Below are 16,131 nucleotides of genomic sequence, written 5' to 3'. Positions count from 1 at the left end.
CTTCGCTCCATTTTAGCCCACTATTCTTAGCCTGTTATTTAGGAAATTGAGGCTTTAGAATTACTCTTTTTAAAGAAATTTAGCCCGTTTTATGGGTTCCAAATGGATTACCTAATGCTTTAAAAACGCTTAGAGTTAATTACAGGAGCTTTTTTTTAATTGAATTTGGCTGTTGGAGTTATTCTACAGTCTCGTTAGCTCCAAGGAGAGATCGTGAGCATAATCAAGAATGCGATAGACTCGATTCAAGTTGGAATTGAAGACTATCAGGATACAGATGATAGAAGAAGTGTCTCAGCAGTAAGAAATATTTCTGCTGGAATCCTTCTTTTGTACAAAGAAAAGTTGTGTCAGCTATCTCCTGAAGACAATAAAGAGCTTTTGATTAAACAAAATATTCGACCTGTTCAGAATGAAGAAGGTGAAATTGCTTTCGAAGGGAAAGGCCATAAAACAGTAGATGTTCAGTCGATAAAAGAGCGCTTTAAGAGTCTAAAAGTAACCGTAGATTGGACTCGCTTCGATGAAATAAACAAATTAAGAAATGAATTAGAACACTACTATACTTCACAGTCTCCAGATGCTGTTAGGGAAATTGTAGCCAAGTCCTTCTTGTTAGTACGAGATTTTCTCTCTGAAAATCTTGAATTAGACCCACAAGAAACCTTAGGGCAAGATGCTTGGTCAACTTTACTCGAAGTTAGCGATGTATACTCCGCAGAAGAGAAAGCCTGTCGTTCTACAATTGAAGCAATAGATTGGAAATATGATTCTGTTAAAGATGCTTTAAAGTATTTGAGATGTGAGAGTTGTCATTCTTCTCTAATAGAGGCTCCTGATTCTGGTGATTCTTATCCTTTAATCAATCTACATTGTAAGTCATGTGATAATAATTTCAGCTTTGATGAAGTAGTTGAGCAATGTATTGATGACTCTCTCGCTGGTGAAGCAATTTATAATGCGATGAATGGTGGTGAGTCACCATACGATACATGCTTAAGTTGTGATCAAGCTACGTTTATACATGAAGAAGGAAAGTGTGTTGCTTGTGAATATGAGTTGGAATACACAAGCTGTGAAGTGTGTGGAGAAGGATTAGGTCTTGAAGACCAATACAATGAAGGAAAGTGTGGCTATTGTCAGTATCGCTGGGAAAAAGTCATGGCGGAATGAGCTAATAAGCAGCAGCAACGGACTGTCTGCTCATGGCACATGTGCGACTGTCAGATTTGATTGAGTCCTGTTAATTGAACCTGACGTATTCAAATATACCCAAAAGAAGATAACTTTAGTGTTGCATTTAAATGAAGTAACCTTGGTGACTTTTACCTTAAGGGTCAAACTCAGTTGTACCTAATCAGGTAAAGGAAATGTAGTGAGCTATTTGAGCCCACTACATTGCTTTTATAAATTTATTGGTTCAAATAGTTTAAAACTACTTCATGGTGATCTTTAGTTTTGAATTTATTGAAGACATGTTCTATATCACCATTCTCATTTACTAAAAATGAAGTACGAACTACGCCCATATTTTCACGGCCCATGAACTTCTTCAGTTGCCAAACTCCGTAAGCTTCGCAAACTGCATGATCTTCATCGGCAAGCAAAGTGAAATTAAGATCTTGTTTGTTAGTGAAGTTAGTCAGCTTTTTTGGTGTGTCAGGGCTAATTCCTAGAACCACAACATTTAAGTCATTAAGCTCTGGTTTAGAGTCTCTCAATGCACATGCTTGAATTGTGCAGCCAGGAGTCGATGCTCTTGGGTAAAAATACACTAATACCTTTTTGCCCTTAAAAGAGGCAAGTGATACAGATTCATCGTTTTGATCTTGTAACGTAAACTCAGGGGCTTTTTGGCCAACTTCTATCATATTCTTATCCTTCTTTATTTTGCTAAACTTCTTTAGACTTCAATACTATGTAGTATTTAATAGTCGATTTTTGCTAGCAGGAGTATTAATTAGCCCTATGATAACAAGTCACGCATGATATTTAACTGTTTTGTTAGTTCAGTTGTTTTATCACGTTCTTGTTTTAACATCGTTTCATAGTCATTGCGCGCTAATGACATTCGCTCTAAGTTTATTTCTAGCTGCTTAATTTGCTTCTCATTATCAAGGTTTTTATTAAACCAATACACAAGCTCATTTTTTGCATTGTCTAATTTTTCTTCCAAAACTTTTATAGGGTTTTTATTTACAGTAGGATTGGTTTCTGCCTTTTTTTGGTTTTTTCTTTTTTCTTTTATAAGCTTAAGTTTTTGATTTGGCCAGACTCTATTACTTATAGCATTACGGTGAAGGCCTGTTAATCTAGAAAGCTCAGCTATAGTTGCTGGCAGGGAAGGCGTATTATTTATTTTATCTATTGCGGCAACTAGCTTTTCAGTATTTTCATCAAAGTCACGTTGATTTTTGGTGTCAAACGGATTACTCATTGGGCACTCCATGACCAAGTAATGTTAATACGCCTTTAGCCTCATTGATGACTTCTTTGATTTGCTCTCTATTGTCTGCAAAGCTAGGGTTATTAAGGTTAGCTAAATTGGTTGAATAGATCTCTCTCCAGTATGGAGCGTTTGCTTCACTGACTATAGCGTTTGAGCACCTGTTGGGGTTACATCTTAGTGAGCCTATACAGGGGAGACTCTCATTATTACTGTCTGAACCATAACAGTATCCTAACCCTACATTTATTACCCCAAGACCTTGCTCAGCCATAGCTTCAAAAATCTCTTCTTTTGAATATCCGCTCGCCATATAACCTCTAAATGCTATTTTAAGACGCTCTTTATGCTCATCAGCTTTACCCCCAAGGTAATTACCGTCAGGGTCTGCTGTTGCTTTGATTACTTCAATTTCTGATTGTTTTCTGAGCTTTTGCGCCGTTTGACTTTCAACAAGGCTATCAGCAATTCCACCATAGCCCATAGTCACATCACTTGTTGAACCCCTTGATAGAAACTTATCTACAGTATTTACTAAATGTTTAAGCTGGAATGAGATTAGTGGCAAGCCAGCTTCTAACCTATAAAGTTGATATGCAAGTGTGTGACGCATCATGGAATTACTAAAGCCAAGATCATCGTCTGGCGAAACTAGCTTTATGAATATTTTTATCTGGTGACGGATCATAACTGAGGTTTGGAGTTTCTCTTTCTCGTTGTTTTTCTTTGTGTGGAGAGAGCTAAACATCAAGCTTCTTTGTGTAATTGTGCTTAAAATTTTTATCGCTCTTATCGCATCTTCAATAATAGGGATAACAACCCATTTATCATCAAAAAGGCCTTTAGTAGAAGTATCTTTTCCTTTGAAAACATGAGAGCGAAGAAGCTTTATGCCACTTTCTTCGGTGAGGCAAGAGTGTAATTCTATCACGGCTAATTCTGAAGGTCTCATTCCTGTATATTGACCAATTAGATACTTTGCAGCACTTGATACTAACATTAAATGTTTGTTAACTTTTGATAGTGAGAAATTAAAACCATGACACCTAGCGAGATAGGAGGTCATATCTTTTAAATTATATTTTCCTCTGGAATTACGTAATTCATCTGGGATGCCATACTTTGAATCAATATAGCTATCTTCATAGCCTGCACTCAAAAGGCGGAAAGCCCGATAAAGTTGAAATGTATACTTGGTAATTCCAGCTTTGTTACAGTATTGAGTTTCGGTTTGTGATGCATATCTGCTTACGTAAGAGTCTAATACTTCCTCTTCCATAGTTTGTAAAAAATCGTGTACGATTAAAGATGAAGCTCTGATAAGTTTATCAAAAGTTGCGTTAGGTATCACTTGGTTTGATACTTTCTTCTTATATCTTTTTTTCCAACTGAATTGGTCTGGATCAAAGGCAGGAATATTTTCTCCAAAAATGTGCTCTGAAGTATATGGGTTTAGTAAATAAGAAAAAAACTGTCTCAAGTCATCATTGTAGGTATTGGTATGAACTTGGGCTGTTTCTCTGTAATCGATGGCTTGAACTTGAGTTAGAGAGGAATATATTTTTTCAATATGCTCATTACCAAGTTTAACTTTTAAAACTCTAAAAAGTGTGTCTAAGAATCTAAACCCTGATTTAAAGTGCCCTAAGATAGTGTTTGTAGCAAGCTTAGTAATATTAGTCTTTTTGGCTTTTTTACGATTATTAATAAATACTTCAGGTGTTAACTGAACACTAAGTAGTATGCACTTTAGTTCGATTATCACATATGGTGGGATGTTTTTATATTTACTAAAGTTAATTTTTAATTTACTACCTGTGATGTTTGCAGATGCATTAGGATTTTCTAAGTTAAAATCCCACTCAGTGTCATCGAAGATTGATATACTGGAAACTGGTAGGTTTAACAACTTGGTTAGATATAACGTACTTTTATTGTCGGTAGCTCTGTCGGGATCAGCACTTAAGAAATCCAGCTTATTTTTTTTGAGCTCAGCAATAGTACTTAGTAAACTGTAATGTTTTGGTAGCCTTTCCATGTCAAACTCCTAAATAAGCTCTGTGGTTTCTATATAAAGAGATATTTTTTCAGCATCATTGAGCTCTTCGGCACTAAATTCGGACAAGTTCGAATCTAGAATCGAATTCAAAAGTGTTAGGTTACTTTTTATAACATGTCCAAATGGAGTATCTAATACTCTACTATTTTGAATTTTAATAAGGTAATCACGTTTCATCGCAAAGAGCTTTGGCAAATCAGTTTTGGTTATGATTACATTAGGGCAACTAAGGCACATGTTGTAAGTACTACAAGGCTTTCCAGGTGTGTAATTAGATAGACTTTTCACAGACTCAGGTGGGTCAAAAATATTTTTGCACGTCGCTAATGGGGTTGACATGGGTAGCGACTCTTTGTTGCCTACCTTTTTATGAGGTTTACTACTAACTGAAGAGCTAATGTTGCTGTGAAGTTCTATCAATTTATCTTTAATTTTTATTCTCGCGGTCTGCCCAAAATCATGAATATCTAGGTAGCGCATTGTTGTATAGAGATTTTTATGACTCATTAGTAGCTGTACTTCCCTAATTGAAACTCCTTCCCCTATTAGGTCGCTGATAAATGTAGGCCTAAACCTTGTTGTCTCTAAAAGTAACTCGTTACTATTTTGTTTAAAAAGCTCGTGTTCCGCAGAAAAGGTTTTTATAGCCATTGAAAGGTGATACATAACGGGAAGGCATTTGATTAAACCGTTGTATGTTTCAAATAACCATAGTTTATTTTTATGCTCTAAAGGTGCCTTTTCTCTTACTTTTGATGTTAGCAACAAAACATTATTAAATATTTCTTTCACTTGTTCACTTTGGCTACGGGTTAGCCATTGAAGGTCAGCCTTGAATATATCTAAGTGATATAACTTCTGGCCATCAGAGCGGTTCTTCCAATACCTTAAACAAGGTTTCCCAGTTGCAGGGTGTGAGTCTACTAAGTCGTCAATTTCAAGGTTATAAATTGACTCAACATTCATACCTGTGACTTTTAACAGTTTCAGCAAAAATGGAAGTAAATGATTCATTGTAACCTTACTTAAAACTCCCCAAGATTCATATACATTTTGATAATAAGCACCATTGTCTTTAATGATTTGGTAGAAAGCTCTATAGGCTCGTTTACCTCGAAAACCATAACTATTAGTAACGGGAATACATCCCATTTTATTCTCAAAAATCCAACGAGCATCATCTAGTGTTAAGTTCTCTACATCCTCTAAGAGCATACAGTCATCATCGAGAATAGCTCTACCTCTTCCTGTTTTCTCATAAGGAATAAGGAGTTTTAAAGCTTTGTCTATTTCAACTTCAATAGCCTCATCAATTTTTCTTCTCTCATTCTTACTATATGGTTTGTAGCGTTCGGTTACTCTTGTTTGGTAGCAAAAAGAACTTGGTAAATAAAACCTTTTAAAGTTTGGAACTTTGAGCTCTATAGCTTTATTCAGAACGTTCTTATAGGTACTTTGCAAAACGTTTGCATACCGGTTATGTATCTTGTCGAGCAACATACAGTTTTTCAAATATGCATGAAAATCATCTAATGAAAATTCATTCAGTACTTTAGTCAAATAAATTGGTTGATTACCAAACTTTTCTTTCATAAGTTCAGTAACATGAGAGTGTGTAGCATGAACATCATCTTTATAGGAGCGGCTTACCTTTGTTTTATAAACTGATGCAAATAAATGTGTCAATTGTCGATAAGGTAAGGCTTGGGAGGGCAGCGCTAAATCTTCAATGCAAGTTAAAGGTGTATCAACTAGTGTATCCCATTCACTTAAGCTTGTTTTTCTTTTTGTCATTTCTTGTCCTTAAGTGATATTTTAAGTTGTGTGCTTTTGACAAGCCTTTCCATTCTATCCGCTTTAGTTAATAACTCACCGTCGCTATTAGTTATTGTTTTATATAGTTCTGAAGGTATTTTTGTGTAAACCTCAGTACTACTTAAGAATGCATGGCCAAGTGATTTTTGCACTACAGCAAGCCTGTCCACGTAGGTTTGTCCTATGTCAGGTGATTGAAGTAAATCGTATGCGTAACCATGCCTTAATTTGTGCGGTGACATAGGCTTGGATAGCATACCTTTTTTTAATGCACGCTCTGATAGTCTATCCAATAGCTTAGACAGGCATTTGGGGGTAATCGGGCGTCCTTCGGCATTAAAGAATGCAGGGGTTTCTGATAGGGATGAATACTTTCTTGAATGCTTTTTGTATAGGGGGGAGGCATGGTATCTCATTATACGGTTTAAAACAGCTCGACTTACCAAGGTCATTCTTTGCTTAGTATTGTTATGTCTGCCTTTCACACCTTGTATAGAAAGTGGGGCGTAGGGTGATATTACTGGCATGTCCGTATTTTGGTGTATCAACTTTTGACTATTAAACTCTATAGCATCTTCTATATCTTGTTTGGTTATGTTTAGTAACTCTGATCTTCTAACCCCAGAATCAAAAATAAACTGAATAATGAGCCTTTCACGCTCTGAGCCACTTTGTATTATTAATTTTGTTAACTCATCTAAAGAGCATGAAATGACAAGCTTTTGCTTTACGGGCCCACTTATTAACCCATTTGAATACGGGCTTTTCTCAATATATGCGTTTCGTAGCTCGTGATTTTGATAGAGGAATTTGTGGATGAATGCTTGAAGTGTTGCATCTCTATTTCGGACTGTTGCAGTAGACAAATCATATTTAGTTCTTAATTCCGCTAAATATTCTTCGATAACAAATTTTGATACCGTAAGGAATGCTTCATCAAGGTGAGTTTTTTTAAATTCTTTTCTATTTTTAAGATAAGCCAAAAAATAACTCAGATTCTTAGCGTACGTTTTTGCCGTGTGGCGGCTTATTTTGTTGTTTCGTAAGCTATAGGATAGAAATTCAGAAATTAATGGGAGTACTGTCATTTTTTCATCTAATGCAACTACGCCACTATGAAGCTTGTTTACAGATAACCAGACTCCTTCATCTTCATTCAATAAAGACTTTGATAGATCAACGTATTCATTAGCGACAATATAAGAACTGAATTGATCCATAAAAACGTACTTTGTCCATTAAGACTGTGCAGTTTTTAATCGTAGTAGTAAAATTGAGTTTTAGAAAGGAGGGATTAACTTTTTAGTATGTAGTGTGCATAATATTAATGGGGGTATAAATGAATACCGTCGTATTCTTTGCCCATGAATTTTTTATAGCCCCATACACCAAATGCTTCAGCAATGGCGTGATCTTCGTCTGAGAGTAGGTCAAAATTAAGGTCTTTTTTCGTTTCAAAGTTCTTTAATTTTTTAACCGGGTCAGGGCTTATACCAACAACGCGTGTATTTAATTGCGCTAATACGTCTTTTTCATCTCGTAGGTTTTCAGCTTGCACAGTGCAGCCAGGTGTTGATGCTTTTGGATAAAAGTACACGAGTACTTGCTGGTCTTTCAATAACTCTTCAAGAACGATTAGCTCACCATCTTGGTTTTGTAAGCTAAAGCTAGGCGCTTTATCGCCTGCTTGTAATGGACTGATTGTATTCATGGTTTATTCCTTATCGAATGCGTCTAAAAATATAGTCTACGTTAAGGGTGCGTGATAGATCCTCAAATTGAACTTTAAAGGTATCAATGTCAACGTCTACGGGAATATTAAACTCAATTTCACAGCGCATTTTTACATGCTCATCTTCATCAAACGTATCTGATTTTAGAGAACAAATGCTAATTTGATTATCTGCAAAGAAGCGAGTTACTTTACTAAGTGTGCCAGGGGTGTCTATACCAGTGTACTCGAGCGTATAGCCTGCACAAAATTCACTTTGTTTATGACTGGCTGTGCGCTTCATCATAGTCAGCAAACCTAACTCCATGCCTTTGAGAGGCAAGGTGTGTTCAATTCGGCTTATTGCAGACATGTCACCAGATAACAACATAATAAACGTAAATTCATTCCCTAAGATGGCAATGCGGCTGTCGATGATGTTGCAATGACAGTCACTGACTAATTGGGTTAATTCACTAACAATACCAGGGCGATCTTCGCCAATTGCAGTTAATACGATCTGATGGTTTGAAAAAACAGTCATAAATTCAAATACCTAAGTTATGTTTATTACAACAGACAGCGCGAGCTAAGCCAGTAATAGTGGCTGTATGGCGGCGAAGTTTAACACAAATTAGGTGCTAAACTACAGAGCACCTTAATTTACACCGTATAAAATCACGGTGTTTCTTGTTTTTAGTGGCATGGGAAAGTACCATAGTTAAAATTTTGCATAACCGCGCTCATAATATTTATTGAGTGGCTCTTCAAAACAACGGGTTTTGCATAAAAATAAGAAATGTAAAGTTAATCTTGATTTTACACTGAACCAAATCGGCATAACCCACTCATATATTTGTTAAAACAATTAAGGGTATGCTAAGGAGAATTATCTGTGCAGTATTGGATCCCAAAAGCGCTTGCAGTGAGTGTATTGGTAGGCTTGTCAGGATGTAGTGTTTTTACTGATGAAGCGCATCATAAACGTAATTATCGTGCAACTGCACCAGTACAGGTGCCTGGGCAATTGGCGCAACCAGCGCAAGACCCCACTTATAAAATGGAAGTGGCTGCTTATGATAATAATCCAGATTCCACAAATTACCGCCCGCCAGCACAGGTTTTAACTGTAGCTAAAGGTAGCTGGGTTGAAGAAACGGATAAACAAGCGCGTGTATTTTTTGATAAAAATGACGGCATTGTCGATTTAAATAAATTTATCACTGAATCGGTTAAAGCTGTTTTGGCTGAACAACAAACACGAGTGCAAAAAGAAGATAATACAACGGGTACGATTGAAACCGATTGGTACTCAATTATAAAACCAGATGATGGCTGGTTTGCTGATAGTGCGCCTGTATCACAACAGCGTTTTATTTTTACATTGGAAGAAAAATCACACCAGCGAACAGCTTCGTTGAGTTCTAAACTGGTTGATTATAAAAGTACAAGTGAAAAACTAACGCCGCTTTTGCAGCAACAGTTAGAAGTACGTGCATTAAATCAAGTAATTGCTGAATTTGATTATCGCTACCGTCAGCTTCAGGTTGAAATGCGTAAGCAGCAAGGCATTATTTCTCTTGAGATGGGCTTTGATAATAAAGGCAATGCGGCATTGGTAACAGAGCAAGATTACTCAGTTATTTTTGAGCGCTTTTCTGGTTTCTTAGAGCGCTTATCTTTTACAATTGTAGAGATAAACCAAGAAAAAGGCCTTATAACGGCTGACTATAAAAAGCCTGAATCAAGCGTCTGGGATTCAATTTGGGGTGATGAACTTGCTGAATTACCAATTGATGAAGGGCAATACCAAATACTCGTTAGCCGAACGAAAGAGGGCGGCACTAGTTTAACTTGGATGGATGATAATGGGGCAACATTGGAGCCTGGCACTATGAACGATCTACAACAAGCATTAGAAAATGCCTTGCGTCAGCGCGGTATTAAAATTTAATCAAAAATAAAATAATAACCACAAAAAGAGCATTTGGCTCTTTTTGTGGTTTTAACAGGTTGAAAATATGTCTAAGTTAAACTCACCCAGCCCGCAGCAGCATCAAAAGAGCTACGATTTAAGAGTATGGTTTGCCTTTTTAGTCCCCTCTTTGATTGGCGTGTTCTTATTTATGACACCGGTTCCATCTGGCGAGATCATGACGATACCAATCGCGGTAATGGCTAAAGCAGTGCAGGCTTCATTTGCAGATATTGCTTTAGGTCTGATCGCGTTTGTTATTTGTGTTGCAGGCGTAATGTCGATTATATTCAGTATACTAAAGCCAAAAAGCTTAACAAAATTTCGCTTACTTAATCATTTGTTTAATGTGAGTTGGATTTGGTTAGTCACTAGGCTACTAGGTATGCTGTTTGTGCTATTAACTTACTTTCAAGTTGGACCTCATGCGATAACGTCTGAAAATACAGGGCTGCTGGTATTAAAAGATTTACTGCCTGTATTATTTTCGGTATTTATTTTAGCGGGTTTATTACTTCCTTTATTGCTTAACTTTGGTTTACTTGAATTAGTGGGGACTTTATTAACGAAAGTGATGCGTCCATTATTTGGGGTGCCAGGGCGTAGTGCGGTTAACTGTGTTGCCTCTTGGTTGGGTGATGGTAGCGTAGGAATTTTAATGACCGCGCGTCAATATGAAGATAAATACTATACACAACGTGAAGCTGCGATAATTGGTACCACTTTCTCTGCTGTTTCAATCACTTTTTGTTTAGTGGTTATTGGCCAAGTAAAACTGGAATACCTATTTGCCCCATTTTATGCAACGGTATGTTTAGCCGGGGTTGTGGCCGCGATTATAGTGCCTCGATTACCACCGTTACGCTTTAAAAAAGACTTATTAATTGACGGTACGAAGCCTGATGTTAACGCTGAATTAGTACCTGAAGGTAAAACGTTATTTAAGCATTCATTGGATGTTGCATTAGCTAAGGCTGAAAAAGCACCCGGGTTAAAGGGAACATTAAAAGAAGGCGTTCATAACGCGCTTGATATGGTGTTTGCTGTATTACCAGTTGTAATGGCTGTGGGTACATTTGCATTGATTATTGCCGAATATACGCCGGTTTTTCAATATTTAGGTATGCCATTCATTCCGTTTTTAGAGTTATTACAAGTGCCTGAAGCTGAAGCCGCTGCGCAAACAATTATGGTTGGTTTTGCCGATATGTTTATTCCATCAATTTTAGCGGCAGGTTCGATTGAAAGTGATGTAACGCGTTTTATCATTGCCGCAATGAGCGTGACGCAATTAATTTATATGTCGGAAGTAGGTGCACTATTACTGGGCAGTAAAATCCCCGTGAACATTTTGGAGTTGTTCACAATCTTTATCCTGAGAACCTTGGTAACACTTCCGGTGATAGCGCTTATGGCACATTGGTTAGTTGGTTGATTTAGAGACTCAGATACAAAAAAGCCCTGTTTATCGGGGCTTTTTTGTGAGCTATTTAAAGTGGTTGATCAATTAAGAGGATAGCTTGGCATGCAGGCAATGGTTTGGCTTTTAGAAAACCTTGCCCGTAATTACATTTTGTTTGTTGTAGTGTGGTTAATTGTTGTTGGGTTTCAATGCCTTCAGCAACTACATCAAGTTCAAGTGATGATGCCAATGATAAAATAGCGTCAACAAGTGGAGTTGGCGTGTCTTTGAGGTGATCAATAAAGCTTTTATCAATTTTTAGCACATGGATAGGGAGCTGATGTAAATAGCCAAGTGCTGAATAGCCTGTACCAAAATCATCTAAGCACAGTTTAACTTTTAATGGTGATAGACCTTCAATAATTTTGGTTGCCAGCTCAAGGTTCTCTATTAATCCTGACTCAGTTATTTCTAAACACAAAGAACCTAAAGGCAGTTGATAGGTATTATAAATTGCATGAATTTGTGAGACGAAATCAAGACTCGCAAAGTGCCGTGACGACACATTGACAGTGATCCGTAAAAAGCGCTTTCCCTGTTGTTGCCAAGTTGAAATTTGTTTAGCAGCCAGCTCAAGCAGATGTAGATCAAGGTTAATAATTTGACCGGTATTCTCAGCAATTGGAATAAAATCATTGGGTGGCACAAAGCCTTTTGTTGGGTGATGCCAGCGAACTAAAGCTTCAAAACCAACTACATGACAATCACCAATGGTAAAAATTGGTTGAAAATACAATTCAAATTCATTGTGCTCAATACCGTGTTGTAGATCATTTTCAATATCAGCATGACTTTTTAGCTTTTTACGCATGGTATTATTAAAGAAGCGAACTTGGCTGCGGCCATTCGATTTAGCCTCATACATAGCCGCATCAGCATGCTGTAATAGCTTATAAGCTTTATCGTTTTTATTATCGCAAAAAGCAACACCAATACTTGTTGAGGCTTGGAGTAAATGCCCATCAATGTTAAGTGGTTCAGCTAAGGCTTTTTTTATTCGTTTTAGTGCTTCAGTTACTTGATTTTTATGGGTGATATTTTCCATAAGGATTGAAAATTCATCGCCGCCCAATCGTGCAAAGGTATCTGTGTTACGGATGGTTGCTTTAATGGATTTACAAATGGCGATTAAAAAATGGTCACCAACTTCATGGCCAAGTGAATCGTTAATACTTTTAAAACGGTCAAGATCGAGGTAGAGCAAAGCATGGTAAGTGCCTTTGGGGGTACGAGTCAGTTTTAAAATGGCATGCTTAATACGATCAATCAATAAGGAGCGGTTTGCCAACCCTGTTAACTCATCATGTAAGGCGCGATATTCGAGTGCTTGTCGTGAGAGCTGTCTGTCAATTGTCAGACTGATCTGGCGACTCACGTATGTTAAAAGCGCTAAATCATGATCATCATAATGATGTGTTTTATCGTAGCTCTGTACAACAATTACACCACTAATATTATCACTTACTTTAAAAGGGACACCCAGCCACGATTCTGACTGCCTGCCCACCATTTTAAAATGGCCAGCTTGAATGTGTTGTTGGTATTCTTCTTTATTTAGTAATAAAGGTTGTTCTGAATTGAGCAAATAATATGAAGCCGTATTTTTAAGTTGCTCTTTTGATATTTTTTTATGAGCATTTGAGCGAACACCCTGCTCAACAATATAGACGATGTCCAAAATGTCTATTTGCTTATCGTAAAGTGCAACTAAGAAGTTGTCAGCCCTTAATAGGTTTGTCAATATGCCATGAAGTGACTCTAAAAATGTATCTAAATCATTTGCTTGGTAAGTCAAATTAGCAATTTGCAATAATGTACTTTCAAGCTTTTGTGCCGTATTTAGCTGGCTGACTGTTTGCTGTAGGTTTTCTACAGTATTGACATGATTAATTTTGGCGCTTAGTAAATGTGCCACAGTGGTTAAAATTTCTAAATGAGCATCAGTAAAGTAATTGTGTACTGGGTGTTCGCAGTCAATAACGCCTAAAATTTTCTCTTTGTAAATTAATGGAACGCACAGCTCTGATCTGGCAGGGCGGGCATCAGCAATATAGCGGCTATCTGTACTTACATCGCCACTAATTACTGCGCGACCTGTTGATGCAACATAACCGGTGATCCCTTGATTGAAATTAATGATACTACGTTCTATGGAGTAATCACTCGCTGAGTTAGATACGCCCATTGATGCGACTTCATGAAGGGTGGCATTTTTTTCATCTGCGATATATATCACACAATCGACAAAACCTAAGCGTTTAACGACTTCTGTCGTGGCATATTCAAACAGTTCATCGAGTCTATCTAATTGTAATAAGCTTGATGAAAACTGATTAATAATGCTCAGTTGTTCTGTTTTTACTTCAAGAGCAGAAGATAAATCTATTTTATTTTGCATAAGGCACGTGTGGTTTTTCTAATTCTTATAGTTCATATCAATATACGTTAACGGAATATTAACTTATAAACAAAGTATATATGAAAAAAATCAACGTGAGTGTGTAAATACAAACGAACAGCCAAGGTATTGAAGATGCAATGCTTTCACAATTTGTGGGGGAGTCCTTATGAGGCCCTAGGAAGAACCCTTTGGGCAGCGCATGTTTGGCATTTATACTGCGTTATCGCCTATTTATGGGGAACAACCACACCATAGGCGCTGCCTTGCCTAGATACCAAATAGACTGCTGCAAGATTAATCACGAAAGGTCAACACGCCCGAGTAAAAAAGGGCAATAAAATCTTTACTCAGATGAATCATATGCATATGATCAACTAAATTCAGCCGTGGAAATAAGTAATGACAAATAAAGCTCCCAATACTCAGTCAACATTAACTATAACTCGTCCAGATGATTGGCATGTTCATTTACGAGATGGTGATCAACTTAAAGATACCGTTCGTGATATTAGTCGATATATGGGCCGCGCTATAATAATGCCTAACTTAGTACCACCCGCAATTTGTACTGAAACAGCTTTATCATATCGAGCGCGTATTATGGCTGCAGGCCCACAAGGCAGCTTTGAACCATTGATGGTGCTTTATTTAACAGATAAAACCTCACCAGAAGAAATAAAAAAAGCGCATGCAACTGGTAAAATAGTCGCTGCAAAAGTATACCCTGCTGGTGCAACGACGAATTCTGATTCTGGTGTTACATCCATGAAAAACATTTATCCGGTGCTGGAAGCCATGCAAGAAGTGGGGATGTTATTATTGATCCATGGTGAGGTTACTGATTCTTCAATCGATATTTTTGATCGTGAAAAAGTATTTTTAGATACTATTATGGTTGATGTTGTTAAAGACTTCCCTGAGCTTAAAATTGTTCTTGAGCATATTACGACTAAAGATGCTGTTGATTTTGTTAATAATGCATCAGAAAATGTTGCAGCGACGATTACAGCACATCATTTGCTTTATAATCGGAATCATATGCTTGCCGGTGGGATCCGCCCTCATTACTACTGCTTACCTATTTTAAAGCGCAACACGCACCAACATGCACTAATAGACGCTGCGACTAGCGGAAGTAAAAAGTTTTTCTTGGGTACAGACTCTGCACCGCATTACAAAGACAAAAAAGAAGCTGCATGCGGATGTGCGGGTGCGTACACAGCTCATGCTGCATTAGAGCTTTATGCAGAAGCTTTTGAGGATGCTGGGGCTTTAGATAAACTTGAAGGGTTTGCAAGTCATTATGGTCCAGATTTCTATGGTTTAGCACGTAACACAGACACCGTTACTTTAATAAAACAGCCATGGACAGTACCAGCAAGTTACCCGCTTGGTGGTGATCACGTAGTACCAATAAAAGCTGAATCAGTTATTGAGTGGCAAGTTAAATAAATCGCGGTTTAGCCTATAGTTAAAGTACGTTTTTAGTTTTAAAATTAATCAGTTAGATAGTGTTTCGTGCATTGCGAATTGGCAGACAAAATATTTACTAATTAATAGAGCAAAAACGTTTTTATTGTGCTAATCTTATATTGCTTTGAGTTTTTGCGTATTGAATTTACGGATATTGTGCTGCGTTTAAGGTTACCGGTTAGGTTATTACTTGTTCCTGTACTATACCTCCAGATTTTTGGGCATTGACTCAGGGAGGATATTGCCATAATAATATGGCTGAATTTTAATTATTGACTTACAGGAAAATTTAGTATGTCGGTTACTGGTAAAGTAAAGTTTTTCAACGAAGCTAAAGGCTTTGGTTTTATTGAACAAGAGAATGGCCCTGACGTATTCGTACATTTCAGCGCTATCACTGGTTCAGGTTTTCGCACTCTAAGCGAAGGCCAGCAAGTGTCTTTCGGCATCAAGCAAGGCCAAAAAGGCCCTGAAGCTGAGAACGTAGAACTAGCATAATTTTATTATGTGAACCTAAGTTCATCGTGGTGAAACAGAGCCCTGTTTCACCATAATCCTCCTAAAATTTTTATAAAATTACATTTTTTAGCAATACTAAAACATTATTTATTAAATCATTCCGCATCCCAATTACTGAATTTTATATTCATCCTTGTTTTTATCCTGTATCAGTTTGTTTATATTCGTTATCCTTATACTTTAGAATTAACATCTATAACATAAATTATATTTTCTGAATGAAGAACACATAGTAAATTTTATATTCATTATAAAGTTCATTCACTGATT

At 37.1% G+C, this 16,131-nt stretch carries 12 protein-coding genes and 1 pseudogene; 5 read left to right on the top strand and 8 right to left on the bottom strand.

The features are described 5' to 3' along the window. Nucleotides 1-213 precede the first annotated feature (213 nt). A complete protein-coding gene (locus A7967_RS17255; protein WP_082916346.1) occupies nt 214-1,173 on the top strand; it encodes a hypothetical protein in 960 nt (319 codons plus the stop codon). A gap of 239 nt (nt 1,174-1,412) precedes the next feature. On the opposite strand, the gene bcp (A7967_RS17250) is transcribed toward A7967_RS17255, so the two are convergent. The 7 genes and pseudogenes from bcp (A7967_RS17250) to A7967_RS17220 all read right to left on the bottom strand — a co-directional run bounded on the left by bcp (A7967_RS17250) (nt 1,413) and on the right by A7967_RS17220 (nt 8,575). Further along, on the bottom strand, nt 1,413-1,871 hold the full coding sequence (gene bcp, locus A7967_RS17250) for a thioredoxin-dependent thiol peroxidase (protein WP_064435900.1): 459 nt from the start codon (nt 1,869-1,871) through the stop codon (nt 1,413-1,415). 95 nt (nt 1,872-1,966) lie between these two features. After that, nucleotides 1,967-2,437 carry a hypothetical protein gene (locus A7967_RS17245; RefSeq protein WP_064435899.1) on the bottom strand — a complete coding sequence of 157 codons (471 nt, stop codon included), beginning with the start codon at nt 2,435-2,437 and terminating at the stop codon, nt 1,967-1,969. After that, the gene (locus tag A7967_RS17240; protein ID WP_064435898.1) at nt 2,430-4,484 is read right to left on the bottom strand and encodes a site-specific integrase; all 2,055 of its coding nucleotides are present in this window, start codon (nt 4,482-4,484) and stop codon (nt 2,430-2,432) included. Before A7967_RS17240 ends, A7967_RS17245 begins: the two co-directional genes overlap by 8 nt. A 9-nt stretch (nt 4,485-4,493) precedes the next feature. Beyond that, nucleotides 4,494-6,299: a site-specific integrase gene (locus A7967_RS17235; RefSeq protein WP_064435897.1), complete on the bottom strand. Its 1,806-nt coding sequence runs from the start codon at nt 6,297-6,299 to the stop codon at nt 4,494-4,496. Continuing rightward, on the bottom strand, nt 6,296-7,540 hold the full coding sequence (locus A7967_RS17230; RefSeq protein WP_064435896.1) for a tyrosine-type recombinase/integrase: 1,245 nt from the start codon (nt 7,538-7,540) through the stop codon (nt 6,296-6,298). Before A7967_RS17230 ends, A7967_RS17235 begins: the two co-directional genes overlap by 4 nt. 119 nt (nt 7,541-7,659) lie before the next feature. Next, nucleotides 7,660-8,031, bottom strand: a pseudogene (gene bcp, locus A7967_RS17225) (thioredoxin-dependent thiol peroxidase); the annotation flags it as partial. 10 nt (nt 8,032-8,041) lie between these two features. Then, on the bottom strand, nt 8,042-8,575 hold the full coding sequence (locus A7967_RS17220; RefSeq protein ID WP_054205743.1) for a glycine cleavage system transcriptional repressor: 534 nt from the start codon (nt 8,573-8,575) through the stop codon (nt 8,042-8,044). A gap of 351 nt (nt 8,576-8,926) precedes the next feature. On the opposite strand from A7967_RS17220, the gene bamC reads away from it, so the two are divergent. Then, nucleotides 8,927-9,985: an NlpB/DapX family lipoprotein gene (gene bamC, locus A7967_RS17215; protein ID WP_054205744.1), complete on the top strand. Its 1,059-nt coding sequence runs from the start codon at nt 8,927-8,929 to the stop codon at nt 9,983-9,985. A 67-nt stretch (nt 9,986-10,052) separates the two neighbouring features. Next, entirely contained in the window at nt 10,053-11,441 is a 1,389-nt protein-coding gene (locus A7967_RS17210) for a YjiH family protein (protein WP_054205745.1), read from the top strand. A gap of 55 nt (nt 11,442-11,496) precedes the next feature. Here A7967_RS17210 and A7967_RS17205 read toward each other — a convergent pair whose 3' ends face one another. Next, a complete protein-coding gene (locus tag A7967_RS17205) occupies nt 11,497-13,866 on the bottom strand; it encodes an EAL domain-containing protein (RefSeq protein ID WP_054205746.1) in 2,370 nt (789 codons plus the stop codon). Between the two features lie 402 nt (nt 13,867-14,268). Here A7967_RS17205 and pyrC point away from each other — a divergent pair, with 402 nt between their 5' ends. Both pyrC and A7967_RS17195 read left to right on the top strand, forming a co-directional pair. Further along, nucleotides 14,269-15,321: a dihydroorotase gene (gene pyrC / locus A7967_RS17200; RefSeq protein WP_054205747.1), complete on the top strand. Its 1,053-nt coding sequence runs from the start codon at nt 14,269-14,271 to the stop codon at nt 15,319-15,321. Nucleotides 15,322-15,636: 315 nt separating this feature from the next. After that, nucleotides 15,637-15,840, top strand: a complete 204-nt coding sequence (locus A7967_RS17195; RefSeq protein WP_054205748.1) for a cold-shock protein — start codon at nt 15,637-15,639, stop codon at nt 15,838-15,840. The last annotated feature ends 291 nt before the right edge of the window (nt 15,841-16,131 follow it).

It is taken from the genome of Pseudoalteromonas neustonica (genome assembly GCF_001653135.1).
Taxonomy (GTDB): Bacteria; Pseudomonadota; Gammaproteobacteria; order Enterobacterales; family Alteromonadaceae; genus Pseudoalteromonas; species Pseudoalteromonas neustonica.
This window is presented reverse-complemented; position numbering and strand designations above follow the sequence as displayed.

Coding starts and splice junctions, on each gene's coding strand:
- A7967_RS17235 (WP_064435897.1), bottom strand. CDS start 6,299: ATGACAAAAAGAAAAACAAGCTTAAGTGAATGGGATACACTAGTTGAT.
- A7967_RS17210 (WP_054205745.1), top strand. CDS start 10,053: ATGTCTAAGTTAAACTCACCCAGCCCGCAGCAGCATCAAAAGAGCTAC.
- A7967_RS17230 (WP_064435896.1), bottom strand. CDS start 7,540: ATGGATCAATTCAGTTCTTATATTGTCGCTAATGAATACGTTGATCTA.
- A7967_RS17205 (WP_054205746.1), bottom strand. CDS start 13,866: ATGCAAAATAAAATAGATTTATCTTCTGCTCTTGAAGTAAAAACAGAA.
- A7967_RS17245 (WP_064435899.1), bottom strand. CDS start 2,437: ATGAGTAATCCGTTTGACACCAAAAATCAACGTGACTTTGATGAAAAT.
- pyrC (WP_054205747.1), top strand. CDS start 14,269: ATGACAAATAAAGCTCCCAATACTCAGTCAACATTAACTATAACTCGT.
- A7967_RS17220 (WP_054205743.1), bottom strand. CDS start 8,575: ATGACTGTTTTTTCAAACCATCAGATCGTATTAACTGCAATTGGCGAA.
- bcp (WP_064435900.1), bottom strand. CDS start 1,871: ATGATAGAAGTTGGCCAAAAAGCCCCTGAGTTTACGTTACAAGATCAA.
- A7967_RS17195 (WP_054205748.1), top strand. CDS start 15,637: ATGTCGGTTACTGGTAAAGTAAAGTTTTTCAACGAAGCTAAAGGCTTT.
- A7967_RS17240 (WP_064435898.1), bottom strand. CDS start 4,484: ATGGAAAGGCTACCAAAACATTACAGTTTACTAAGTACTATTGCTGAG.